The 23,658-nt window shown below is 70.6% G+C and carries 18 protein-coding genes; 5 read left to right on the plus strand and 13 right to left on the minus strand.

Annotated features, from left to right (window positions below; all coding sequences use genetic code 11):
• Positions 1–203 precede the first annotated feature (203 nt).
• Together KOI35_RS15430 and KOI35_RS15435 are read right to left on the minus strand one after the other, a co-directional pair.
• A complete protein-coding gene (locus KOI35_RS15430; protein ID WP_246613226.1) occupies positions 204–1,031 on the minus strand; it encodes a glycoside hydrolase family 16 protein in 828 nt (275 codons plus the stop codon).
• A 329-nt stretch (positions 1,032–1,360) separates the two neighbouring features.
• On the minus strand, positions 1,361–2,326 hold the full coding sequence (locus tag KOI35_RS15435; protein WP_215788057.1) for a helix-turn-helix transcriptional regulator: 966 nt from the start codon (positions 2,324–2,326) through the stop codon (positions 1,361–1,363).
• 123 nt (positions 2,327–2,449) lie between these two features.
• Between KOI35_RS15435 and KOI35_RS15440 the strand changes: the two genes are divergently transcribed.
• The gene (locus KOI35_RS15440) at positions 2,450–2,683 is read left to right on the plus strand and encodes a hypothetical protein (RefSeq protein WP_215788059.1); all 234 of its coding nucleotides are present in this window, start codon (positions 2,450–2,452) and stop codon (positions 2,681–2,683) included.
• On the opposite strand, the gene KOI35_RS15445 is transcribed toward KOI35_RS15440, so the two are convergent.
• The 3 genes from KOI35_RS15445 to KOI35_RS15455 are packed head-to-tail and all read right to left on the minus strand — an operon-like array spanning position 2,637 to position 5,025.
• Positions 2,637–3,305 carry a DUF998 domain-containing protein gene (locus KOI35_RS15445; RefSeq protein WP_215788061.1) on the minus strand — a complete coding sequence of 223 codons (669 nt, stop codon included), beginning with the start codon at positions 3,303–3,305 and terminating at the stop codon, positions 2,637–2,639. The genes KOI35_RS15440 and KOI35_RS15445 overlap by 47 nt on opposite strands.
• Complete coding sequence (locus KOI35_RS15450) at positions 3,302–4,474, minus strand: glycosyltransferase (RefSeq protein ID WP_215788063.1); 1,173 nt, start codon at positions 4,472–4,474, stop codon at positions 3,302–3,304. Before KOI35_RS15450 ends, KOI35_RS15445 begins: the two co-directional genes overlap by 4 nt.
• Positions 4,390–5,025 carry a DedA family protein gene (locus KOI35_RS15455; RefSeq protein WP_215788066.1) on the minus strand — a complete coding sequence of 212 codons (636 nt, stop codon included), beginning with the start codon at positions 5,023–5,025 and terminating at the stop codon, positions 4,390–4,392. The genes KOI35_RS15450 and KOI35_RS15455 overlap by 85 nt, the downstream gene beginning before the upstream one ends.
• Positions 5,026–5,165: 140 nt before the next feature.
• Here KOI35_RS15455 and KOI35_RS48915 point away from each other — a divergent pair, with 140 nt between their 5' ends.
• Together KOI35_RS48915 and KOI35_RS15465 are read left to right on the plus strand one after the other, a co-directional pair.
• Entirely contained in the window at positions 5,166–6,356 is a 1,191-nt protein-coding gene (locus KOI35_RS48915; RefSeq protein ID WP_215788068.1) for a sensor histidine kinase, read from the plus strand.
• On the plus strand, positions 6,353–7,012 hold the full coding sequence (locus KOI35_RS15465; RefSeq protein ID WP_215788070.1) for a response regulator: 660 nt from the start codon (positions 6,353–6,355) through the stop codon (positions 7,010–7,012). Before KOI35_RS48915 ends, KOI35_RS15465 begins: the two co-directional genes overlap by 4 nt.
• Here the strand turns inward: KOI35_RS15465 and KOI35_RS15470 are convergent.
• Entirely contained in the window at positions 6,993–7,541 is a 549-nt protein-coding gene (locus tag KOI35_RS15470) for a hypothetical protein (protein ID WP_308121012.1), read from the minus strand. The genes KOI35_RS15465 and KOI35_RS15470 overlap by 20 nt on opposite strands.
• Before the next feature lie 135 nt (positions 7,542–7,676).
• Here KOI35_RS15470 and KOI35_RS15475 point away from each other — a divergent pair, with 135 nt between their 5' ends.
• Positions 7,677–8,486 (plus strand): CAP domain-containing protein, encoded by an 810-nt coding sequence (locus KOI35_RS15475; RefSeq protein ID WP_215788072.1) that lies wholly within the window; start codon positions 7,677–7,679, stop codon positions 8,484–8,486.
• On the opposite strand, the gene KOI35_RS15480 is transcribed toward KOI35_RS15475, so the two are convergent.
• From KOI35_RS15480 to KOI35_RS15490, 3 genes are read right to left on the minus strand one after another with little or no spacing between them, the layout of a single operon-like run.
• Positions 8,468–10,654, minus strand: coding sequence for a putative bifunctional diguanylate cyclase/phosphodiesterase (locus tag KOI35_RS15480; RefSeq protein WP_215788074.1), 2,187 nt, complete (start codon positions 10,652–10,654; stop codon positions 8,468–8,470). The genes KOI35_RS15475 and KOI35_RS15480 overlap by 19 nt on opposite strands.
• Positions 10,655–10,691: 37 nt before the next feature.
• Positions 10,692–11,501, minus strand: a complete 810-nt coding sequence (locus KOI35_RS15485) for a pentapeptide repeat-containing protein (RefSeq protein WP_215788076.1) — start codon at positions 11,499–11,501, stop codon at positions 10,692–10,694.
• A gap of 15 nt (positions 11,502–11,516) precedes the next feature.
• Positions 11,517–17,498 (minus strand): DUF6531 domain-containing protein, encoded by a 5,982-nt coding sequence (locus KOI35_RS15490; RefSeq protein WP_246613227.1) that lies wholly within the window; start codon positions 17,496–17,498, stop codon positions 11,517–11,519.
• A gap of 314 nt (positions 17,499–17,812) precedes the next feature.
• Here KOI35_RS15490 and KOI35_RS15495 point away from each other — a divergent pair, with 314 nt between their 5' ends.
• Positions 17,813–19,987, plus strand: coding sequence for a fibronectin type III domain-containing protein (locus tag KOI35_RS15495; RefSeq protein WP_215788081.1), 2,175 nt, complete (start codon positions 17,813–17,815; stop codon positions 19,985–19,987).
• Here KOI35_RS15495 and KOI35_RS15500 read toward each other — a convergent pair.
• The 4 genes from KOI35_RS15500 to KOI35_RS15515 all read right to left on the minus strand — a co-directional run bounded on the left by KOI35_RS15500 (position 19,893) and on the right by KOI35_RS15515 (position 23,641).
• A complete protein-coding gene (locus tag KOI35_RS15500) occupies positions 19,893–20,993 on the minus strand; it encodes an acyltransferase family protein (RefSeq protein WP_215788083.1) in 1,101 nt (366 codons plus the stop codon). The two genes, KOI35_RS15495 and KOI35_RS15500, sit on opposite strands and share 95 nt — an antisense overlap.
• Positions 20,994–21,066: 73 nt before the next feature.
• A complete protein-coding gene (locus KOI35_RS15505; protein WP_215788084.1) occupies positions 21,067–22,317 on the minus strand; it encodes a hypothetical protein in 1,251 nt (416 codons plus the stop codon).
• Positions 22,310–22,828: a sigma-70 family RNA polymerase sigma factor gene (locus KOI35_RS15510; RefSeq protein ID WP_215788086.1), complete on the minus strand. Its 519-nt coding sequence runs from the start codon at positions 22,826–22,828 to the stop codon at positions 22,310–22,312. The genes KOI35_RS15505 and KOI35_RS15510 overlap by 8 nt, the downstream gene beginning before the upstream one ends.
• 87 nt (positions 22,829–22,915) lie before the next feature.
• Positions 22,916–23,641: an esterase family protein gene (locus KOI35_RS15515; RefSeq protein WP_215788088.1), complete on the minus strand. Its 726-nt coding sequence runs from the start codon at positions 23,639–23,641 to the stop codon at positions 22,916–22,918.
• Positions 23,642–23,658 lie beyond the last annotated feature (17 nt).

The following is a 23,658-nucleotide window of genomic DNA, read 5'->3' on the forward strand; positions in this document are numbered from 1 at the left end:
CACCACTGAAGGCAAGACCCGCCGCGAAGCCATCCGCTGCCTCAAACGCTACATAGCCCGAGAGCTCTACCAACTCATCACCCAGGCCATCACCACACCCGCTTGACATCCATAGGGGCATCACCGGGATGCGACCGCCCTGCGGCCGACGTCAGCCACCGCCTGGACCGCACCGCAGACCCGCGTGATCCGCCCGACGCACCCTAGGAGCTGACGTGCACGTAGTCGATCAGCATCTTGCTCTCGTCGGGCAGCCCGGCCGGGTTGCCCTGACCGAAGTTCCCGCCGATCGCCATGTTGAGGATGATGAAGAACTCGTGCTCGAACACCCAGTCGACGTTGCCCTTGGCGCCGCGCAGCGAGTCGGGTGTGGCGCGGAAGAACTCGTTGCCGTCGACCGTCCAGACGATCAGGTTGGGTGACCAGTCCACCGCGTACGTGTGGAAGTCCTGGTGCCACGGCGTGCCCGAGGTGATCAGGTTGCCGTAGGACTCGCCGCCCGAGTAGCCGGGGCCGTGCAGCGTGCCGAACAGCTGGTTGGGCTCGCGGCCGACGACCTCCATGATGTCGATCTCGCCGTCGGTCGGCCAGTTGCTGCCGCCGAGCATCCAGAAGGCGGGCCACAGGCCGGAACCGTCCGGCACCTTGATGCGCGCCTCGACCCGTCCGTACTTCTGGGTGAACTTGCCCGCGGTCTGGATGCGGCCCGACGTGAACTGGCAGGCGCCGTTCCAGCAGTCGTTGTGACCGCCGCTGCCCTTGCGGGCGGTGATGACCAGGTTGCCCTGACCGTCCATGGCCACGTTCTCGGTGCCGGGGGTGTAGTACTGCAGCTCCTGGTTGCCCCAGCCGCTGCCGCCGGTGTCGTAGCTCCACTTCGACTCGTCGACGCCGCTGCCGGCCGGACCGTTGAAGTCCTCGTTCCAGACGACCGCGGCCTCGGCGGTGTCGCTGCGGGAGCTGACCGCGAGGCCGGCGCCCAACGTCACCGTCAGGGCCGTGGCCGCGATGAGGAACCTTGACTTTCGCATGGGGAATCCTCCGGGGGAGAGGGACAAGCTAGAACAATTCCCAACATAGACCCCCGTCTTTCGGCCGGCGCAAGTCGCGACCTTGATCCTCACTTTGCGTGACGGCCGGGGAGGTCGCAACTTGGGAGCGGCTCCGGCAGGCGGCCTCCACCTTCGATCTGGGTAGGTCAAGCGCGTGGTCACGGGCCGAGAAGACGTCCGGAGGTTGCGGAGAGTAGCGAACGATGGGGTGCTTTCGTGCAAGCCCGGACGCACTCCGGTGCAACGGAGGGTGCAACGGAGGGTGCAACGGAGGGTGCAACGGAGGGTGCAACAGAGGGCGTAACTGATCAGGTACGGAGGGTGTGGCTCGGCGACACGCCGAACTGCTCGCGGTAGAAGGTCGCGAAACCCGAGGCCGGCCCGAATCCCCACCGCGCCGCCACCGCCGCGACAGTGGCGCCGGTGGCGGGGTCGGCGACCTGCAGTTCGCGGTGGGCACCGTTGAGGCGGGCCCGGCGCAGGTAGGCCATCGGAGTGAGTTCGTAGTGGCGGCGGAACGCGGCCTGCACGGCGCGGCCGGTGATGCCGGCGGCGTCGGCGATGTCGGTCAGGCTGATCGGCCGGTGGGCGTTGGCGTCGATGTAGGCGACCGCGCGGCGCAGGGCGGCCGGAGCCACCCGGCCCGGGCCGGCCTGGTAGACGCCGGTCATGGTGGTGTTCGGGAAGATCGTCAGGGCGGCCGCGGCGATCATGTCGATCAGTCGTTCGAGGATCAGCGGACTGTCCAGGCCGGGCCCGGGCGTGGTGAACATCTGCCGCACGTAGCCGGCCAGGGTGAGCCATTGCCGGCCGGCCGCCGCGGACACCGGGGCCATCCCGTCGAACCGCAGGCTGGGGCCGACGGCGCCGAGGTGGGCCTCGGCCACTCGTTCGATGACGGCGGTCGGGACGCTGATCGTGATGATGTCGTAGGTGACATACATGGCGTCGTTCGCGGCGGTTGTGCTGACCCGGAAGACGTCTCCGCCCCGTAACGCGAGCCGCTCGTGACCGGCCGACCAGTTGATGCCACCGGAGAGCAGGGTGACCGTGGTGAAGTCGCCGAACGGAGCCGCCACGCCGTGACACGCGAGGTCGCCCCAACTGAACCGGGTCGCGTGCAGGTCGCCGGACTGCACGCCGCGCAGGGAGAGGCGTACGGGTTGCCCGGTGCTCTGCAATTGGAACGGCTTTTCGGGGATGAACACGTCGTTGAGGATGTCCATGGCGATATCGGCGTCCGTCGCGGAGCGTTCGAATCGCTGTACCGACATCACGATGCTCCCTGCCGGGGCCGTCGAGAAGTACCCCGCCGAAGCGAAGCGTTACCCCGCGATTGCGAACATCCTACGTCCGCCGCGTTGACGGAGGGGTTCACGCGTGCGCGTGATGCGGCGATGAGCGCGGTCCAGTCGAGCAGCGCGCTCCTCGACCACGCCCGTCGATCCCGCGAGCGGGCCGTCGAGTACTCCCGGTTCGCCGCCGAGGCCGCCCGCCGGTCCGCCGCCGCGGCTCACGCGTCGAAGCAGGCCCGCATCCGCTCCCTGGCCACGGCGCAACGTCTGGAACAGGTGCGCGACCAGGTCACGACACGCCTGCCCGGTCGAGCCGCCGCCGCGGGACACCGGTAGCACCGGAGGAGCCGTCCAGGACCCAGGTGCACAGGCCGGCCACCACGAGCACGAGCGCCAGCAGAATGCGTTCGATCATTCCCACGTACGGGAACGGCTCCGCCCCCAGAAGCACCGACGGACCGTGCATGGCCCCGAACGCGATGCAGGCCGCCAGCGTGGTCAGGCCGGCCACCCGCAGCGGGACCGTGCGTGGGCTGGTCGCTTGTTCGGCCAGCAGCAACGCGAACAGCGGGGGCAGTGCGGCCATCAGTCCGGCCCCGACGCGATGCACCACGGCGAACATGTCGGGTGTGGTGCCGGGCAGATTGGTCGGGAAGAACGCCACCGCGACCAGAGCGGCCGACCACACCAGCACCAGCGTGATGAACAGCGCCGGACGGGGGAGGGTGCGCCAGGCACCGGCCGCGAGCCAGAGTCCGGCCGACGCCAGCGCGCACGCCGCCACCATCAGGAGCACCGCACCGGGCACGGTCTGGATCGCGTCGCTGAGCATCTCGTGGACCGGGTCGACGTCGCCGGCCACGAGCAGGCCGGTGCCGGCGGCGACCGCCACGCCCAGGCTGACCTGGGCGTGGCGGTACCAGCGGGACGTGCCCGTCCCGGCCATGGTGGCGGTCATACGACGGCCGCCGCGCGAGCCGGGCGGATCGCGTAGAGCTGCTCGAACGCGGCCACCGTCCGCACCTCGTCGTGCTGCGACGCCACCTCCCGGGCCCGGCGGCCCAGGGCGCGCGTCAGAGACGGGTCCTCGAGCAGCTTGACCAGGCGGGCGGCCAGCAGCGAGCTGTCGCCGGGCGGGAACAGGTAGCCGGTCTCGTCGTCGAGCACCAGGTGGGGCAGGGCGGCGGCGTCGGCCCCGACGACCGGGCGGCCGCAGGCCATCGCCTCCAGCGTCACCAGGCTCTGCAGTTCGGCGGTGCCGGCGTTGACGAAGACCGTCGTGGCCGCGTACGCGGAAGGAAGGTCGGAGTCGGCCACGAAACCGGTGAAGACGACATCGGAGCCGACCCCGAGCGACACGGCCAGCGCCTTCAGCGTCCGGCGGCCGGCGCCCGCCCCGACCAGCAGCAACTGGGCGTCGACGCTGCGGCGGACCTCGGCGAACGCGCGGATGACGACGTCGAGGTTCTTCTCGGCGTCGAGCCGTCCGACGTACGTGATGGTGGGCTTGTCCGGCACGCCGTAGCGCAGCCGGAACTCGGCCGCCGTGGGCAGCTCGCGGAAACGCGTCAGGTCGATGCCGTTGGACAGCGGCAGCACCGGCCCGGGCACGCCGGCGACCGTGGCCAGCGCCGCCGCGTACGGGGTCGGGGCCGTCACCACGTCGGCCCGGGCCAGCACCCGGGCCGCATCACGCCAGGCCCACCCGTGCACGGCCGACGAGCCGAACGGAAGGTAGTGCACCAGGTTCTCGGGCATGAAGTGGTTGGTGGCGACGACCATCACGCCCCGCTCGCGCGCCGCGCCGACCAGCGCCCGGCACAGCGGGAAGTGGCTCTGCACGTGGACGACGTCCGGCTTGACCTCGTCGAGGATGCGCCGGGCGACGGCGCGCAGCCCGACCGGCGGACTGAACCGGAAGCCGGGATGACCGGGGACCGGCAGCGAGCGGACCCGGTGCTCGACGATGCCCTCCCGGGTCATCCCGGTGTGGCTGCGGCGGGTCGTCGAGGGCGCCGCGACGTGCACCTCGTGCCGGGCGGTCAGCGCCACGGCCAGGCGCTGGGCAAAGGCCGAGGCTCCGTTGACGTGGGGGGCGTAGGTGTCGGCACCGATGAGGATTCGCATGACTGTTGTGCCCTTCGGGTATGAATGCGGCGGATGACGAGATGGACGAGCGCGACCGGCACGGCGACGGCCGCGGTGAGCAGGAAGATGCCGCCGGGCCGGTCGAGCAGGCCGGTGAGCCGGCTGCCGAGCAGCGCACCGAGACCGATCAGGACCGTTCCGCGTACGGCGGCAGTGGCCCCCACCCACGCGGCGAACCTCCGGTACGGGATCCGGTTCAGTCCCGCCCAGATGAAGGCGGGCAGCGCGACGACGTCGACGAGCTTCGCGGTGATGACCAGCCGGGGCAGCGGGATCGCGGCGAGCCGGTCGAGCTTCACCTTGCGCAGCAGCCGCGCCACCCAGGGCCGCCGGGCCGAGCGGCCGAGCAGGTAGAGCAGGCTGTCGCCGACCACCTCGGCCAGCACGACGATCAGCCAGATCGGCCAGAACACGGCCAGCCCGGCCCCGACCAGCGTGCCCGCGGTGATCGTCGCGGCCGGCCCCTCGAGCAGCACGAGGGGACCGAGCACCAGGTACGGGTGCTCGAGCACGGCCTGTGTCAGATCCATGCCGAGAAGAGTCGGGGGACGGTGGCACTCCGGGCGTCCGTCCGCGGAGCCGTTCGGCGTAGCTCCGTGGTAGGGGGTCGGATGGCTCGCCGGTGGGACGCCGGGAGCGTGATCGGGTCGGTAACGTCGCGGGTGTGGACGTGGTGAGCAGGGAACCGGTGCGCCGGCTGTGGGTGCTGGTGGTCGGCGCCGTGGCCGGGTTCCTGCTGGTCGTCACCTCGCTGCTGATGACCTCGATCTACGACATCCCGTTGCTGGTCTCGTACGCGGCGGCCACCGCCCAGTGCGCGGCGCTGCCCCTGGCCCTGCGCGCGCCCTGGCCCGCCCTCGCCCTGCAACTGGCCGGGGTGGGTACGTTCGCCTGGGTGCAGCCGGACGCCGCGGGTCTGTGGCCGCTGCCGCCGCCGGTGATGATCCTGCTGATCGCGCACATCGGGCTGATCGGGGCGACCCGGCCCTGGCGCGACGCGGTGCTCACCTGGTGGGCCAGCGCGCTGGTCTGCATCGTGCTGGTGCTGGCCGACCCGCGCGGCCGGGCTCTCGACGACGGCGACTTCTCGCTGGTGCTCTACGCCACCTCGTCGGTGCTGGTGCTGTTCGGCATGATCGCCTGGAACCAGCGCGACGCCGCCCGCCGGCAGCTGGCCGAGGTGCGGCGCGACGTCGAGCTCGAGCAGGCCCAGCGGGCCCTGGTCGAGGAGCGCAACCGGATCGCCCGCGAGCTGCACGACGTGGTCGCGCACAGCATGTCGGTGATCCACATGCAGGCCACCTCGGCCGCGTACCGGCTGCCCGATCTCGATCCGGCGGTCCGCGACGAGTTCGGCCGGATCGCCGCCGGCACCCGCGGGGCGTTGCGCGAGATGCGGCAGTTGCTGGCGCTGCTGCGCGACGAGGACGCGGACAGCGAGCTGCGGCCGATGCCCGACCTCGAGCACCTGTCCGAGCTGGCCGACTCGGCCCGGCGCGGCGGCATCCCGGTCGAGCTGACCGTGGACGGCGACCTGGAGCAGGCCGACCTGCCCGACACGGTGGGTCTGGCCGCCTATCGCATCGTCCAGGAGTCGCTGAGCAACGTCGTCCGGCACGCCCCGGGGGCGCCGACCCGGGTCAGTGTGCGGCTCGGCGGGGGCGATCTGACCGTACGGGTGGAGAACGATCTGCCCACACAACTGCCGCGCCCGATCGAGGAGTCTCATGGCGGGCCCAGCCACGGACTGGTCGGGATGCGGGAGCGGGCCCGGCTCGCGGGCGGCTCGGTGCAGACCGGCGCCCGCCCCGACGGGGGCTATCTGGTGACGGCAACCTTTCCGATGGAGAGCGCGGAATGATTCGCATCCTGGTGGTCGACGACCAGCCCATGATCCGGGCCGGCATCCACGCGATCCTCGACTCGCAGCCCGATCTGACCGTGGTCGGCGAGGCCGAGAACGGGCGGGTGGCGGTGGAACGGACGCGTAGCCTGCGCCCCGACGTCGTGCTGATGGACGTCCGGATGCCCGAGCTGGACGGGCTGGCCGCGACGCGCGAGATCCTGGCCGCGGGCAGCACTCATACGCCCCGCGTCCTGATGCTCACCACATTCGACATCGACGACTACGTCTACGAGGCGTTGCGTGCGGGCGCGAGCGGCTTCCTGCTCAAGGACAGCGAACCCGAGGAACTCATGCGTGCCGTGCGGGTCGTCGCCGACAGCGAGGCGCTGCTGTCCCCGCGGATCACCCGCCGGCTGATCGAGAACTTCGTCGAGACGCAGCCGACCCCGCCGTCGACCGCGCTCAACGCGCTGACCGACCGGGAGCGCGAGGTGCTGCGGCACGTGGCCATGGGCATGTCGAACGCCGAGATCGCCAAGGAGCTGTTCATCGCCGAGCAGACGATCAAGACGCACGTGAGCCGGATCCTGCACAAGCTCTCGCTGCGTGACCGGGTGCACGCGGTGGTCTTCGGCTACGAGAACGGGCTGGTCAGTCCAGGCCGCCGGTGACCGGCACGGCGATGCAGTGGGCGTCGGCCCGGTCGACCACCATGTCTTCGGGGGTCGGATAGCGCCGGTGCAGGGCGGCCAGCGCGTGCTCGTAGGCCAGCGGGCTGTAGGGCGTGTCGCGCATCCGGGTCACCGACGCCCGTACGGCCGCGGCGAACTCCTCCGGCCAGCGCACCCGGTGCAGCGCCTTGACGATGTTGGTGTCGCGGTCGACGAGAACGATCTGCACCAGGGCGTCGTCGTCGATGCTGGGCAGGCCCTCGTCCGGTTCGAACAGGTGCGGAGTGTAGGTCGCCTCCGACCATGACAGCACCGGCCCGAGCCGGTAGAGCAGGACGCCGGCATGCTCGCTGTCGACCCACGCGAACTGGGTCGGGGCCGCCGCGACGGCCTTCACCTCGAGCTCGTGCGGATGGCTCAGGAAGAGCATCAGCTGCACGGGCTCGCCCGCGAACATCGTCAGCGCCGCGCCTTCGGGCCAGCTGACGTCCGGATCGAGCTGGCTGCCCACCTCGACGATCAAGTGCACCTGGTCAGACTATCGGCGAACCGGGCGCCGGGTGCGGGGTTGGCGTTCCCACCACTTCTTGAAGTTTTCCTTAGAAATGGTGCGTTGCCGGGCGCCGCGTCGCAGAGTCTCTTCGGCCCCCGCCACGAGAGATCGATGAGGTTCCCCTTGCGTACGCGTCACCGCAGGCCCACCCGCACCCGCATGCTCGTCCTGGCCACCGTGGCCCTGGGCGTGCTGGGCGCCGGTGCCGCCGGAATCGCCTCGGCCCAGACCCGCGGCGATCACCGCCAGCAGCAGGCCCGCCCGGCCGCCGCCCACCTCGGCGACTCGCAGTACCGGCACCGTCCGCGGCCGACCCGCCCGACGAAAGCTCCCACAGCCACGCCGACGACCGTCGCCCCCACGACGGCACCGCCGACCACGGCCCCCACGACGGTTCCGCCCACGGCCGTTCCCCCCACGACGACAGCCCCCACCGGAGAACCGACCGTCGCGCCCACGACGGCCGCCCCCACGACTCCTCCGACGACCCCACCGTCGGAGGAGTCAGTGATCACTCAGGCGCTCGCCCACATCAACGCGGCCCGCACGGCGAACAACCTCACCCCGTACGTGCTGGACGCGAACCTGACCAAGGCGGCCGAAGCCCACACGGCCCTGATGGTCGGCGGGTGCGGCCTGTCCCATCAGTGCCCGGGTGAGCTCGGCCTGGGCGAGCGCTTCACCGCGGCCGGCGTGAAGTGGAATTCGGCCGGCGAGAACATCGGTCAGGGCAACGCCCAGAACAACGACGCGTCGATCCTGACCGCGGCCAACGGGCTCACCGACCTGATGCTGGCCGAGGTGCCGCCGAACGACGGTCACCGCAAGAATCTGCTCAACGCCGGCTTCAAGCGGATCGGTCTGGCCGTGGCCCGCGGCAGCGACGGCAAGGTCTGGTTCACTCAGGACTTCGCGAACTGAGCGGCCGCTTCTAAAGCCCCGGGCGGCGCGGGGCGGCCGATGTGGTAGCCCTGCGCCTGGTCGCATCCCCACTCGCGCAGCCGTTCCAGTTGTGCGGCGTCCTCCACACCCTCGGCCACGACGGTGATGCCGAGGGCGTGGGCCAGCTCGATGGTCGACCGCACGATGGTGGCCGACCGGGGCGCGGTCAGCAGGTCGGCGATGAACGAGCGGTCCAGCTTGAGTTCCCGGGCGGTGTGCAGGCGCCGCAGGTAGGACAGCGTCGAGTGGTGGGTGCCGTAGTCGTCGATCGACACCCCGACGCCCATCGAGGTGAGCCGGTCGAGCACCCGGTCGGTGGTGGCCCAGTCGGTGAGCATCATCGTCTCGGTGATCTCGATGGTGAGGGCCCGCGCCGGCAGGCCGTGCTCCTCCAGCAGGGTCGCGATCTCGTGCGGGAAGCGCTCGAACCGCAGGTCGGTGGCCGACGCGTTGACCGCCACCGACACGTTCCGCCCGGCCGCGTGCCACTCGGCGCACTGCCGGACGGCCTGGGACAGCACGTTGTGCGTCAGGTCCGGCATCAGTCCGTTCTGCTCGGCGATCGGCAGGAACACGTCCGGCATCAGCAGTCCGCGTTCGGCGTGCTGCCAGCGGACCAGAGCCTCGTAACCCCGGATGTTTCCCGTACGCAGGTCCAGCTTCGGTTGGTAATGCAGGGTCATCGCCGTGGTGCCGACGTCGCGGCGCAACGCCGAGGTGAGCTCCAGCCGGGTTCGGGACTCCCGGTCGTCGTCGTGCTGATAGACGACGTGCCCGCCGCCGGCCCGTTTCGCGTTGTACATGGCGATGTCCGCGTGCTGGAACAGCGTGTTGGCGTCCTGATCACCGTCGGTGGCGATCCCGATACTGACGTCGATCGTGATCTGCACGCCGTCGATCAGGAACGGCTCGAGCAGCCCGGTCCGGATCCGCCCGGCCAGCCGCCCGGCCTCGTCCGTGGTCAGGTTCTCGCCCGCCATGACCAGCACGAACTCGTCCCCGCCGAGGCGCCCGAGCAGATCCGAGTGGCGGGTCACCTGCTGCAGCCGGCCGGCCGCCTCGCGCAGCACCTGGTCGCCCGCCGGGTGCCCGTACGAGTCGTTGACCTCCTTGAACCGGTCCAGGTCGAGCAGCAGCATCGCGATCGGCTGGCGCCGGGCCAGCAGGACGTCGACGTGTTCGAGCACGGCCCGCCGGTTGGCCAGCCCGGTCAGCGGGTCACGTCGCGCCTCGCCGTGCCGCTGCTCGCCGATCGACTCGAGTTCGCGCAACGCGGCGAAGACCCGGGCCACGACCAGCATCAGGGTGAGCCCGGCCAGGGCCACCGTGATCGCCGACAGGTGCACCCGGGTGGCCACGGTGAGCAGCACGAGCGCCCCGACGGCGAACGCGATGGACGATCCGGTGCCGGATGACCGCGTACGGGAGGAAGGTCGGGCCGGTCGGTGATGCCAGGCGGCGGTGCCGATGAGGGTGAGCCCGGTCAGGTACAGGACGTTGGCCGGGGCGCTGGAGTCGTACCAGCCCTGGGCCGACCCGACGACGTAGGCGGTGTCGGCGACGACGAAGACGCTTAGGCCGGCGATCAGCACCGGGTTGCGCGGGGCCACCGACCGTCCCGCGGTCACCTGGCACACCAGGGTCCCCAGCAGCAACGAGTCGCCCAGCGGATAGGCCAGCGTGACCAGCTGGGCCATCCCGTGCTCGGTGTCGTGGCCGAGCAGGACATCGACGACCAGCACCGAGAACAGCGCGGCCCCGCCCAGCCCGGCGATGGTGCCGTCCAGGAGCAGCCGGCTCGACGGGCGGCGGCCGAAGAAGCCGAGGATGCCGCAGTAGGCGAGCGGATAGAAGCCGAGCCAGGCCGCGTCGGCCAGCGACGGGTAGGGCAGCTGGCCGCCGCGCAACTGCACGATCCAGGTGTACGCGGTTCCGGCGCAGTAGCAGCACAGGCCGGCCGCGATCAGCGCCCAGGCCGCCCGGTGCGTGCGCACGCGCACGGCCCGCAGGACGGCCAGGGCGGTGGCGCACCAGTAGACGCCGTTCAGGGTGATCGCGGAGGCCCACCAGGGCTCGGAGGCCACCAGGTGGGTCAGCGCGAAGGAGACGGTCAGCAGGACCGCGGCTGCCCGGAGAACGGCCACCATGCTAGCCCTGTCGGCGTATCCGGCGCCGACCTGAGCGCTATGCCTCGCGAGCCTCGTGCAGCATCTCGGCCGTGCCCGGGGGCAGGTCGGCCCGGCCCGCGGCCCAGCCGGCGGTGTCGCTCAGCCCGGGGCGCAGCGACTCCGAGGACAGGAAGCGGCGCACCTCGCGGCCGGTCTCGTCGTCCAGGCTCTTGGAGAGCACGCCGGCCCGCTCGGCCACGGCCCGGAAGCCGCGCGGCACCACCACGATCGCGTCGCCGGGCGGGAAGGTGACGTCGTCGAACTCCATGCCGTCGAACTCGGCGTACCGGAACCTGTCGGATTCGAAGGTGACCCGGCGCAGCACCGAGGCCGAACCGCGGCCCAGGAAGCGGGCCTCGTCGAGCGCCCCGGTGAACCGGCAGTCCTCGAAGGTGCAGGCCGTGAAATCGACCTTGGTCAGCGCCGGGAAGGTGCAGTGCCGGAAGGCGACCCGGGACGCCTTGAAGTGGTTCATCTTCGCGCCGGTGAGGTCGACCGACTCCCAGGTGGTGTCGGCGACGACGGTGTCGCGCAGGACGGCCCGCACCATCGTGGACCCGCGGAGCGACCCGCCGGTGAACACGGCGTCGGACAGGTCGGCGCCGTCCAGTTTCGTCGCTTCCCAGCGCACGCCCTCCAGTCGGGCCTCCGCGAGAGTCGCGTAGCGGAGGTCTGCGCCGGTGACCGCGACGCCCTGCGACTCCAGGCCGGCCGCGGGCAGTCCGCGGAGGTCCGTCGTGGGCAGGGACCCGCCGGCCAGCCCCCGGAGCGCGGCCTCGCGGCCGTCCCCGGTGCGCCACCGTTCGATCAGATCCCTGCGCGCCACGACGAACTCCTCAATCTATCGAGTGGGTAGGTGGATGCCGCGGCCGAACGGCTTGGTGTAGTCCTTGCCGTGCTGACCGAAGTCACCCTCGGTCGTCATGTCCCACCATACGTTTCGGCCGGGTTCGTGGAAGTCCGGGCAAGCCTCGTAACGACGGCAGATCTTGAGGATCTTGTTGAGCTTCGGGTCCTGCTTGACCCGGTTCTTGACCATCTCGTCGATCACGTCGCCGCGGAACATCTCATACATCGACGATCCGGTCTCCCGGCTCTTCTCCCGGGCCCGCTTCCACACCGCTTCCTGCTGGGCCCGGCTCAGCCCGATCCGGCCCATCTCGAAGTCCTCCACGACCGCGTTGACGTGGTCCTGCAGGCGTTCGGTGATGGCCTGGGTCGACATGCAGTTGTGGACCAGAACCTGCGACTTGCCCGACACCACGTAATAGGTGTGGGTGTTGTCGACGGTCAGGTTGTAGACCGTGGTCCTGGCCTGCCACTCGCTCGTGGCGGTGACGGTGGTGCCGCGCAGCTTGTCACCGGCCTTCAGGTCGGTGGCCGGCACCCAGCCCTTCTCCGGGCTCCAGAACTTGTGCCCCGCGGTCGCGGTGACCTTGTCTCCCGTCTTCAGCGTGACTTCGACCAGGCTCTTGTCGCCCTTACCGACGATCGCCGCGGTGACCTGCTGCGGCTGGGTGACCCCGGTGGCGGCGTCGGTGGCCTGCACGGTGTCGCCCGGCTGCACCTGCTCGATCGGTTTGCTGGTGCCGTCGGCCATCAGCACGAGCGTCCCGGCCACGAACGAGTTGGACAGCCGCTTGCTCGCGCCCTTGGCGACCTTGCAACTCTCCTCGGTCGCCGACTTCGCGCTCTTGGCCCGGGTCGCCGCCTTCTTCGCGGTCGCCTTGGCCTTGCCGCCGATGTCTTTGGCCGCCTTGACGGTGTTTTCCACCTGTCTCGCCGCGCCCGACTTCACCGTCGTCAGTGGCTTGTCGACCAGCTTCCTGATCCGCTGGGGGATCGAGGTCAGCGCCTTCCGGGCCGCCTTCAGATTGGTGTACGCGTCGACCAGCCGGCGCCCCACGCCGACCGCCTTGATGGCCACCTTGGCCGCCTTGAACACCTTGCCCCACGGCACTGCCTGCAGCGCCGTCGAGATGCACGCGACGATGTCGCCCTCGGTGACGCACGCCTTGGCGTCGTTGAACCCGACCAGGTCGAGGATGAGGTTGACGATCTCGTCGCCGATCTGCTTGACGAACCCGTCGGCCTCGTCGACCAGCTTCTTGGCGCTGAGCCACTCCGGGTTGTCGACCTCGACCGTGCCGCCGTCCGGCACGTTGGCGTCGGTGCTGGCCGCCGCCGCGTCCGGGTTGTTCAACCGGTAGTCGATCGCGGTCGGGCTGCTGGAGAGCCCCTCGCTGCCGGTCGGGTCCTCGCCCGTCGGGTCGGTCAGCACGGTCGGCCGGGCGTTGGTGTACGAGTACGACGACACGGCCGGGTCGGTGTTCGGCTGCGCCTGCGGGTCGGTCGAGTCGAACCGGCCCGTGCCCGGGTCGTAGTTGCGAGCGCCCATGGCGTAGCGGTCGCCCTGGCTGACGTCCCGGTACGACCCGGCGTACTGCATCGGGTTGTCCGGAGCGTCATCGCTCAGCTTCCTGCTCTCGGTCACCCCGAACGCGTCGTAGTCGTACGACCACTCCGGTGTGCCCTGCGCCGACACCACTCCGGACACGCCGCCGAGCCAGTCGTGCAGGTACGAGTGTGTCGCCGCGCCCGCGATCAGGCCGAGCGGCTGGCCGGCGCTGTTGTAGAGGTAGCTGCGCCGGGCGTCGTTCTGGGTCTCGCTCGCCAGCAGCGGCCGCGGGTTGTTGACGTCCCACTGCCAGGTCTGGACGATCTGTTCGGCGCCGCTGCCGGTGACCGCCTTGATCCGGTTCCCGACCGCGTCCCACGAGTAGTTCGTCGTCCGGCCGTCCACGGTGGCCGACTTCAACGAGTTGTCGAGGTCGTACTCGTACTTGTCCGACCCGGCCTTGATCTGGTTGCCCTGCAGGTCGTAGCCGTACGCCTTGATGTTGGCGCGCGACCCGAGCGTCGTCTCCAGGATCAGCTGGTTGCCGGGGTCATAGGTGTACTTGGTCAGCGTGTTCTCGGCCGGCGACTTGACCGTCTTGGTGGTGCGGTTGCCGACCAGGTCGTACGTGTAGTCGGTGCGCTCGGCGCTCGACCCCGAGCACGACTGGGCACCGGAGCACTCCGCCGTGAGCCGGTCCGCCTCGTCGTACTTGTAGGCGGTGGCCTCGGTGCTGGTCGGCTGGCCCGGCTCACCCTTGGTCTCGGTGATCCGGGTCGGGTTGCCCACCTTGTCCAGGGTCAGGTCGAAGCCGGACAGGACGGTGTCGCCCTTGGCCGCCGCGACCGAGGTCATCCGGCCCGCCCGGTCGTAGGCGCGGTTCTCGACCACGCCGGTCGACGCCGGATACGTCGTCCGGGTCAGGTTGTCGGCCACGTCGTAGGCGAACCCGTAACGCGCGCTGGTGCCGCCCTTGGTGCTGGTCAGCGAGGTCACGCGGTCGCTGTCGTCGTACTCGGCGGCGATCGCCGTGCCGTCCGGGTAGGTGCGCCCGGTGATCCGGTCCTCCTGGTCGTACGTGTAGCCGAAGACGTCGGCACCGCGCGCGACCTCGGTGAGCCGGTCGGTCTTGTCGTACTTGTAGGACTGCACCCCGGTCGGGTCGGCGGCCGACGTCAGCTGGTTCTTGGCGTCGTACCCGTACGTATAACTGGTGCCGTTCTCGCCGAGCTTCTTGGCGATCAGCCGGCCCACGTTGTCGTACGTGTAGAAGATGGTCGCGTCCGGATCCGGCCGGCTCGGCAGCATCCGGGCCGTGACCTCCTTGACCAGCTGCGAGTTGGCGTCGTAGACGAGTTCGCTGCGCCGGCCCAGCTGGTCGGTGGTGGCCACCTCGCGGCCGGCCCTGTCGTATTCCGTGTAGGTCGAGCGGAGCAGCGGATCGGTCCGCCGGATCTCCTGGCCGTTCGCGTTGTACTGATACGTGGTCGACAACAGGGTGGCGTCCGGTCCGGTGACCGAGGTCAGCCAGTCGTTGTCGTTGTAACCCATCTTCGTGGTGTGGCCGTTGGCGTCGGTCCGGGCCACCATCCGGTCGTTGGCGTCCCAGGTCGACGTGGTGACGTTGCCGAGCGGGTCGGTCGTCGTCACCAGGTTGCCGGCCTGGTCGTACGCGTATCTGGTGGTGTAGTCGGCGGCGTTGTTGCCCTCGACGTTGCCGCGCGGCTCGACCACCTCGATCGCCCGGCCGTCGTCGTCGTACTTCCAGGTGACCACGCCGCCGGTCGGGGTGGTCTGCCTGGTCGGGTTGCCCACCTCGTCGTACTCGATGCCCGCGTTGGCCCCGCCACCCGGTGCGGAGCTGCCCGTACGCCGGTTGGCGCCGTCGAACGAGCTGGTGAGGGTCTCGCCGTTCTCGTCCGTCATCCCGACGACGTTGCCGTTGTTGTCGTAGCGCACCGCGGTCTCGTTGCCGAGCTGGTCGACCTGCTGGTCCGGCCGGTCCAGGGCGTCGAACGCGGTGTCCACCTTGACCCGGGTGCCACCCGATCCGTACGGGCGGTCGGCCTGCACCAGGTTGCCGTTGAAGTCGTAGACGAACTTGCTGGTGTAGAGCGCGGCCTGGGCGGCGTCGGCATTGCCCAGCGGCGCCACCTCGGTCGCGACCCGGCCGGTGCTGTCATAGGTCCAGCTCGTGGTCAGGTTGAGCTCGCCCGGGTTGACGGTCACCGTCTTGCGGCGCCCGGCCGGGGTGTAGGAGTTGGCCACGGTGTTGCCGACCGGGTCCTTCACCAGGGTCGAACGACCCGCTTTGTCGTACGTGTATAGGGTGTTGCCGGCCAGGGGATCGGTCTCGACGGCCAACTGGCCCAATTCGTCGAAGGTCCACCGGTAGGGCAGCAGTTTGCCCGGGCGGCGCATCTCGACGATCTGGTTCTCGGCGTCGTACTCGTAGCGGGTGCGGTACTTGTCCGGGTCGGCGCCGGAAACGGTGCCGCGCGGGTCGACGATCGACGTGTTGCGCCCGGTCTTGTCGTACGTCATCGCGGTCCTGCGGCCGGTCGGCGCGATCTCGGCCGTGCGGTTGCCGTCGGTGTCGTAGGTGTACGTGGTCGCCTTGTCCCTCGGGTCGGTGCGCTTGACGACCTGGCCCTTGGCGTCGTACTCGTACCGGTAGCCGCTCTTCTGCTCCGGGTTCCGCTGGCTGGTGAGCTCGTTGTATTCGTTGTAGGTATAGATCCACTTCTGGCCGCGCCCGTCGGTGAACGTGGTCTGGTTGCCCCGCCCGTCGAACTCGCTCACCTGCTCGAACGCGAAAGGCTCAGGAGCGGTCCGCGTACGCGGGTTCCCGTCGGCGTCGAAGGCGGTCTGCTCCTGGTTGCCCTTGGGGTCGACCACCAGGTTCTTCTGCAGCTTGCCGTCGTAGCGGGTGTTCACCACGTCGTTGTTGGCGTTACGGCTGAACAGCAGCACGTTGTCGCGGTAGCCGTCGATGACCACCACGTTGTCCTGGTCGGTGGTGGTCGCGCGCTGCTGACCGGCGTCCCAGGCGAACGTGGTCACGCCGCCCAGCGCGTCGGTCTGCCGGGCCACCCGGCCGGTGGCGTCGTACTCGTTGAGCAGCTGCCGGGTGCCGCGCGGGTCGGTCACCGTGTTCAGGCGGCCGGCCGCGTCGTAGCCGTAGCTGCTCGTGTAGCGACGGGCGTCCTGCACCTTGAGCAGCCGGCCGTTCTGATAGTCGAACTGCTCCGAGCGCCCGTCCGGCATCGTCACCTTGCTGACCAGCCCGACGTCGGCCCGGATCTCGAACTTGACGACCCGTCCGCTCGCGTCGGTGATCTTGTCGATCTTGGCGGCCGCCGTATAGGTCAGGGTCACGCCGTGCCCGCGCGGGTTCTTGATCGAGACGAGCTTGCCGTCGGCGTCGAACCGCAGCACGCGCCGGTCGGGCGGCACGAGCTCCCACCCGCCGTCGACCTTGGTCAGTTTCGCCCGTACGCCCGGGGGTGCGCTGTAGGTCCCGTCGGCGCCATTGGTGTAGACGGCTTCGGCCCCGTCCTCGGCCCGCACCCGGGCCGCGCCGCCGTCGGCCGCGACGATCCGGATGTCGTACGTGGAACTCCAGCCCGGCCCGAACATGCCCTGAGCCGTGTTGCCGGACGAGTAGTAGCGCGCGAGCCGGAACGGGATGCCGTACGAGGGCATCGCGAAGTCCTGCTCGACCCGCTGATACGTGCCGGTGCCGGTGTTGACCATCTGACCGCGGAAGGCCTGCGCCCGTACGGTCGTGCCCAGCACGGTCGCACAACCGCAGCCCACGGCCTGACTGGCGGGTACGGACGGCGGCGTGTCGATCTTGCGCGGCTGCGCGGGCGCCGACTCGGCACTGCTCAGCTCTTCGGCCCCGATCGCCGCGGTGATCGTCACGGTGTACTTGCGGGCCGGGTCGAGAATCCAGCCCTCGGCCGCTCCGAAGCTGCGGCAGTAGGTGGCCGGGAACGAGCACCGGTTCAAGTCGTCCGGGCCGAGGTCGATCGAGCGCTGCTCGGTGCCCGACTCGACGTCGCGGACGGTCGCCCACCAGCGTTCCCAGTCACTCGGATCGGCGTCGAAATAGACGACCAGACTCGTGTCACCCAGCAGAAAGCCCGGCCGCACCAGAGGCGTGCCGGGCGGGGCGAGCTGGGCGTTCGCCTTGACGGCCCGGGCGGTGGCGGCCCGCCGCTCGTTGCGCGCCGTGGTCCCGACCTTTTCGGGTTTGCCGGCGGCCTCGACCGCGGGCGGCACGGCCGGCATCTCCTGCCCCGCGGGCAGACCGTGGTTGGCGGTGGCCTCCGGCGGCAGACCCCGGTCGACCGGCCCCGCGCCGGGCGGCGCGACGGGCGCGGCCGGGGCGGCGGCACCCGGCGAGGGTACGGCCAGCATGGCCGCGACGAGAGTCGGAACGGCTAAGAAGCACAGCTTGAGGCGCTGCGGCACACGCATGGCATTCCCCCGTGGATATGCGATGGCAGTCGACCCACCCTGGCGTTATAGACGTCGGTCAATCAATGGCTCGAACGGCCCGCACCCCTCCGCCGATCAACCTAGGTAGTTAACATTCATACCAATCTATTCCAGAGGGCGGTCGGGGCAGTTGTTGTCGTCAATGCTCGGGGTGGCGTCCGGGAAACGTCGATAGCGTGCGGGAAGCGATCCCGGATCGCACACCGGGAACGCACACCCCCGCGGGATGACACATGCACGGTTGGCTGCCGCGAACTGCCGCGGCCGCGGCGCTGGCCCTGGCGCTGGGCGGGACGGCCACGCTGTTCCGGCCGGCGCGCACGGCGGCGTCCTCCGGTCATGTGCCCAGGGCCGTCGTGTTCGTGGCCGACACGTCCGGGATCGTGCGGGTCGGGCCGGACGGGACCCGGACCCCGGTCAGCGACGCGGGTGCGCGCCTGATGGCCCTGGGCGACGACGGCAGCCTCTACGCCGTACGAGGCGACGACAAGATCGTTCAGATCCGCCCGGACGGTGCGGACGTGTCGCTGCCGTTCGCCGATCTCGGTCTGGCCACCGGGCTCGCGGTCGATCGGGACGGCATCGTCTACGTCGCCACCCGCGACCGGGGCATCAGGACGATGAAGCCGGGCGCGGTGAAGCAGGGGAGCGTCGCCCTGACCGGGCTGCGCTTCATCGCCGGGATGGCCGTCGACGAGGCCGGAACGGTCCACGCGGCGAGCACCGACGGGGGCCGGATCGTCTCCCGGACCCTCGCCGGCCAGCAGACATCGTCCTTCGCGCTTGGGCTGTACGGCCGGCCGGTTGCCCTGGCGGCCGACCGCGGGAGCAACCTCTATGTCGTCGACCGGGACACCGACCGGGTGATCCGGATCGGTCCGGCCGGGAAACATGCGACGCTCGGCTCGGGCGGGTTCGACGGCCTGGCGGTCGCGGAGGACGGCGGGGTCTATGCCACCGACCTCGACAACGATCGGGTGGTCCGGCTGGCCGAGGGAGCCGCACCCGCGCCGATGGTCACCGGCCTGACCGGGGTCACGGCGCTCGCCGTGCGCACGGTGCCGAACCCGCCGACCGAGGTCAAGGCCGCCGCCGGGGACGGACAGGCCGAGGTGAAGTGGTTCGGTGCCACCGGCAACGGGGGACGGCCCATCAACGCGTACGTGGTGACGGCCTCGCCGGGTGGCCGGACGTGCACCACCGCAGGGGACCGGTGCATCGTCACCGGGCTCATCAATGACGTCAGCTATACGTTCAGCGTCCGGGCCACGAACACCGGAAACGAGATCGGCACCTCGATCCCCAGCCTCTCCACGGCCGTCGTGCGGCCGCAAGCGCCGTTCACCGAGGTGCCCACCAGCTCTTCCCCGGAGCCCGACGCCGCGACACCGGCGCCCTCGACGTCCGCATCAGACGCGCCCAGTGCGTCGTCACCCGTAACAGTCGCGCCCATTACGTCGGCCCCGGTATCAATGCCGCCGGTCACGTCGCCGTCGGTATCAGTCCCGTCGGTATCAGTCCCGTCGGTCACGTCGGCGCCGGTATCAGTCCCGTCGGTCACGTCCGCGCCCGTGTCAATGCCGCCGGTGACGTCCGCGCCCGTGTCAATGCCGCCGGTCACGTCGGCGCCGGTATCAATCCCGCCGGTGACGTCCGCGCCCGCATCGGTTGCGCCGGTTACGTCCGCGCCCGCATCGGTTGCGCCGGTTACGTCCGCGCCGACGACGACCCCGGTGAAGCCGTCGGCTCCGGGTGGCGTGTCGGTGCGCGCGGGCTACTCGTCGATCGACGTTTCGTGGGCGGCGAGCGACGGCGCGGTCCGCTACCGGGCGGTCGCCGGCCCGGGTCCGGCCATGTGTGAGACGAGCACGACGAACTGTGTGCTCGGCGGGACGGCCGGAACGTCGTACACGGTGAAGGTCCTGGCCTTTGGTGACACCGGTGCGTGGTCCGAATCGGTGGCTTCCGCTGTCGTGACGCCGGTCCTGCCGCCGATCGCGGCCGAGCCACCGCGGACCGGGCTGAAACTCGGCACCGACAACGGCGCGACGGCGCGGCCCGGCCATGCCATCGTTGTTTCCGGCACGGGATACGCGGCCCACTCCACCGTGCGGATCAGCGTCTATTCGGAACCGGTCACGCTCGTCGACGCGGTCGCGGACGAGACCGGCGCGTTCCGGGTGCGGGTGAGCGTGCCGGAGAACCTGTCCGCGGGCGCCCACTCGCTCGTGGCCAGCGGCGTCGACCCGAGCGGATCGGTTCGCGCGATGCGCCTGGATCTCACCGTGGCGCACGCCGGTGATCCGTTGCCCGTCACCGGCGACGCGGTGCTGGTCCAGGTGCTGGCCGGGCTGGTCTTCGTGATCGGGGGCGTGCTGTTGCGGCGGGTCCGGCCCGACCGGCGGTGACGTCCGGGCGTCGCTGGAACGGAGTCTCGAAGACGGCGGCGAACAGCCGGGCCGCGATCAGGCACAAGGGGACCGCCAGCAGCACGGTGATCGCGAAGGCGGTCCGGCGCGATCCGGTGTGCGGCGTCACGATCACGGTGCTGATCAGGGCGACGATCGGCATGTGGATCAGGTAGAGGCTGTACGAGAAGCCGCCCAGAGCACGTAACGGCCGGCAATCCAGTAAGGCGACCCGGCGGGTGGCCACGCCGGCCAGAAACAGGGCGATCGCCGGGCCGATGGCGAGGTCCAGCCAGTAGTAGTGGGTGATCGTCCACACCGAACCGCGGACGGCGATCAGCGTGAGTACCGGCGCGGCGGCGAGGGCGGACAGGACGAACCAGGGCCGGTCGCGGGCCGTGACGACTCCGGCGGCCAGCACGCCCAGGGTGAACAGCGGGGCGAGCTCCCAGGTGTAGCCGGTCGCCCGGGCACCGGTCGCCAGGCCCGGCACGAGCAGGCCCGTAACCACCACCGGCACGGTGACCGCGGCGAGCGTGGCGATCGCACCGATCCGCCTGCGGGCCAGCACGATGAGCGGGAAAGCCACATACAGAGTGGCTTCCACGGCGATCGACCAGAACGCGCCGTTGGGCGCCGGGGCGGCGACGAAGTCCTGCAGCAGAAGTCCGTAGATGAGGATCGACTGCGGGGCCGGCGGTGCCGCCGCGATCAGGAAGCTGAGGGCCAGTGCCGCCCAGTAGGCCGGCAGGATCCGCCGAGCCCGGCGCCGCGCGTAAACGAGCCACCCGTTGCGGGCCGGCGCGAGAGCCAGCGAGAACCCGGACAGCGTGATGAACACGACGACGGCAAGCCGCCCGTGAATCAGCCAGCCGAGCGCGGCCGGACCGGTGTCGGCCGGATACCCCGGGAACGCCAGCAGCCGGCAGTGGTGCACCACTACGTACAGTGCGGCGAGTCCGCGGATCCCGTCCAGACCGGGCACCCGGCGATCGTCCTGAGTCAAGATCTGCTCTTTTCGGGCGCACGCCATCGCCGGGTGTGGCCGAAGTCAGTCCGGTGCGAGTGCGTTCAGAGGGCTAGGGGAGAGGGACGCGCCGCCAGGTCCGGCCGTCGTGCGACACGTACGGGCCGATCTGCGACTTCACCAGGTACCGCTCGGTCGCCGCCGCCGTGGTGATCCGGGTCAGCTCGACGGGTTCCGCGGGATAGCCGGCCAGCGAGACCGCGGTGTAGGGGCCGGTGCCGTCGGCCGAGACCGCGGCGGTTCCCGTCGTGACCACGTGCTCGCCGTAGGCGGTGACGTACGAGTCGATCGCCGTCCCTTCGCGGAGCGTTTCCCCCGTACGCCAGGTGACCCCGCCGTCGGTCGTGTAGCGCGCATCGACCGCGTCGTCGGCGCGGTAGGTCAGCGCGTACGCCGTCGGACCGGGACCGGCGGCCACCCGCGGCACGTACATCATCCCGGTCGTGCCGCCCTGATAGACGGCCGCGACACCGTCGGCGAAGACGTGGGTGCGCCACGTCCGTCCGGCGTCGGCGCTGGTCGCGATGGCCGGCTTCTTCGTGACCGGATCCAGCCCGGGCACCCAGAGGCGTCCGCCGGCCGGCACGTTCACCTGGCCCGGCCACGACGGGTCGACGACTATGCCTTTGGGCTGGGCGGCCAGCGGGGCCAGCGTGCCGGTGGCCGGGTCGACCGCGGCGACGGCACAGGTCGAGATTGCCGGCAGTTCGCAGCCGACCGCGCTCGTGCCCGCGGGTACGGCCGCCACCGGCTTCCGGTCCACGACGGCCTTCTGCCAGCTGCCGCCCCCGTTGGTCGTGATCCACAGCCGATCGGCCGTCGGTTCGGTGCTGATCGCCTCGTGGATCGGAATCACCCGGGCGTCCCGCCATCCGAGGATGCCGGGAGCCAGCGCGACGAGCGACACCGAACGCGGCGTGTCGGCGTCGGCCGGTTCCGGTGGGACGGTGCGGAGCTGCCAGGAATCGCCCCCGTCGGAGGTCGCGTACAGCTCCGAGGCGCAGTCGGGACAGCGTACGAGAACGCCGTAAAGGTCTTTCCCGGTCGCCACCACCGAGGTCATCCGTGGCCAGGGCGTCTCCGCGGTGGGACCACCCGGGAAGGTCGCGGCGCCGCGGTGGTCACGCTGTACGGCGTATCCGAGGCCGGTCAGGCTCAGGACGGTCACCAGGAAGATCGCGGCCGTCGTGGCGGCGCGCCGGCGACGGACGCGGGCGGCTCGGAGGCGTACGGAAAGGAAGTCAGGCTGGCGCACGGCCTCGCCGACGTCGGACCGCAGACGCTCGAACTGGGTCTCAGGCATGGCGAACCCCCTCGGGCAGTGGCATCGGTTCGTCGGCCAGATGGCGGGCGAGGGCGGCCCGGCCGCGGGTCAGGCGGGCCTTGACCGTGCCCTCCGGGACGCCCAGGGTGGCCGCGACCTCGGCCACCGACAGGTCGGCCAGGTGGTGCAGCACCACCGCCTCGCGGGTCGGCGGGGCCAGTTGCCGCAGCGCGGCGAGCAGCGCGACCCGGTCGGCCGACAGCCCGGGGACGGAGGCGGGAGCCACCTCGACCCGGCCCGCACGCACCAGCCGGTCGAACAGCCAGCGCCGCCGGTAACGGGTCCGGGCGACGTTCAGGGCGGCGACGCGCAACCAGCGCTCGGCGTCGTCGGCCCGCAGGAACGACCGCGGCGAGGCCAGCACCCGGGCGAACGCCTCGTGCACGGCGTCCTCGGCCTCGGTCAGATCACCGACGAGGCCCGAGACCTGCACCACGAGCCGGCGGTAATAGGCCTCGTACGCCTGTCTTACCGATTCCTCGGCCTCCACGCACCCTCCCCGCCGTCCGCGAACTGTCGAGGGAAGGACCAACAGCTCGCCCGTACGGTTGCACGGGTCCCGATGATTTTTCCGGGCTCAGCAGAATCGCGGTAGGTGCTTCGTGATCTGCGCGCGCCACGACGGCCAGTCGTGCGGCGTGTCCGGCCCCCACAGGTCGAGCTCGTGCCGGATGCCCTTGTCGCGCAGCAATGCGGCCATGGCCGGGGTCGACGCGAGCGCGCCGGTCGTGTCCTCCCACATGCCCTGACCGCAGACGAGCAGGATCGACAACTGCTCGCGCAGCCAGTTCAGGTGGTCGCCGTGCAGGTTGGCGACGTAGTCCGCCGGATTGTTGAAGTAGACGGCGTCACCGCGTTCGCCCCAGGCGTTCCACGTGCCCGGGTCGTAGTTGCCCGAGAAGCACATCGCCAGCGGGAACAGATCGGCGCGGCGGAAGGCGAAGTTCAGGGCGTGATACGCGCCGAGCGAGCAGCCCACCGTGGCTATCCGCGCGTCGCCGCCACTGTCGTCATTGATGTGCGGAACGACAAAATTCAAGATCCAGTTTTCGTACGCGTCATGGCGCCGTGCCCGCTCCTCGAGCGGCAGGTGATGGGCCGACCAGGTCCCTTCGTCGTACGAGTCGACGCAGTAGAGCTTGACCCGGCCGGCCTCGATCAGATCCTCGACGGCGGCCACCATGCCGTTGTCGCCCCACTCCCAGGCGTTGCCCTTCTCGGTGGGGAAGACCAGCAGCGGCCGCCCGTAGTGCCCGTAGGCGGCGACCGTCCCCAACTCGAGGTGCACGGAGTAGTGGCGCATCGCCTTCAGTGTGCCTG

Origin of the sequence: Paractinoplanes bogorensis (genome assembly GCF_018829635.1) — a bacterium.
In the GTDB taxonomy this organism is placed as follows: domain Bacteria; phylum Actinomycetota; class Actinomycetes; order Mycobacteriales; family Micromonosporaceae; genus Actinoplanes; species Actinoplanes bogorensis.

Excerpts from the sequence above, each read along its gene's own strand:
- KOI35_RS15430 (WP_246613226.1), bottom strand. The coding sequence starts at position 1,031 with ATGCGAAAGTCAAGGTTCCTCATCGCGGCCACGGCCCTGACGGTGACG.
- KOI35_RS15435 (WP_215788057.1), bottom strand. The coding sequence starts at position 2,326 with ATGTCGGTACAGCGATTCGAACGCTCCGCGACGGACGCCGATATCGCC.
- KOI35_RS15440 (WP_215788059.1), top strand. The coding sequence starts at position 2,450 with ATGAGCGCGGTCCAGTCGAGCAGCGCGCTCCTCGACCACGCCCGTCGA.
- KOI35_RS15445 (WP_215788061.1), bottom strand. The coding sequence starts at position 3,305 with ATGACCGCCACCATGGCCGGGACGGGCACGTCCCGCTGGTACCGCCAC.
- KOI35_RS15450 (WP_215788063.1), bottom strand. The coding sequence starts at position 4,474 with ATGCGAATCCTCATCGGTGCCGACACCTACGCCCCCCACGTCAACGGA.
- KOI35_RS15455 (WP_215788066.1), bottom strand. The coding sequence starts at position 5,025 with ATGGATCTGACACAGGCCGTGCTCGAGCACCCGTACCTGGTGCTCGGT.
- KOI35_RS15465 (WP_215788070.1), top strand. The coding sequence starts at position 6,353 with ATGATTCGCATCCTGGTGGTCGACGACCAGCCCATGATCCGGGCCGGC.
- KOI35_RS15475 (WP_215788072.1), top strand. The coding sequence starts at position 7,677 with ATGAGGTTCCCCTTGCGTACGCGTCACCGCAGGCCCACCCGCACCCGC.
- KOI35_RS15480 (WP_215788074.1), bottom strand. The coding sequence starts at position 10,654 with ATGGTGGCCGTTCTCCGGGCAGCCGCGGTCCTGCTGACCGTCTCCTTC.
- KOI35_RS15490 (WP_246613227.1), bottom strand. The coding sequence starts at position 17,498 with ATGCTGGCCGTACCCTCGCCGGGTGCCGCCGCCCCGGCCGCGCCCGTC.
- KOI35_RS15495 (WP_215788081.1), top strand. The coding sequence starts at position 17,813 with ATGCACGGTTGGCTGCCGCGAACTGCCGCGGCCGCGGCGCTGGCCCTG.
- KOI35_RS15505 (WP_215788084.1), bottom strand. The coding sequence starts at position 22,317 with ATGCCTGAGACCCAGTTCGAGCGTCTGCGGTCCGACGTCGGCGAGGCC.
- KOI35_RS15515 (WP_215788088.1), bottom strand. The coding sequence starts at position 23,641 with ATGCGCCACTACTCCGTGCACCTCGAGTTGGGGACGGTCGCCGCCTAC.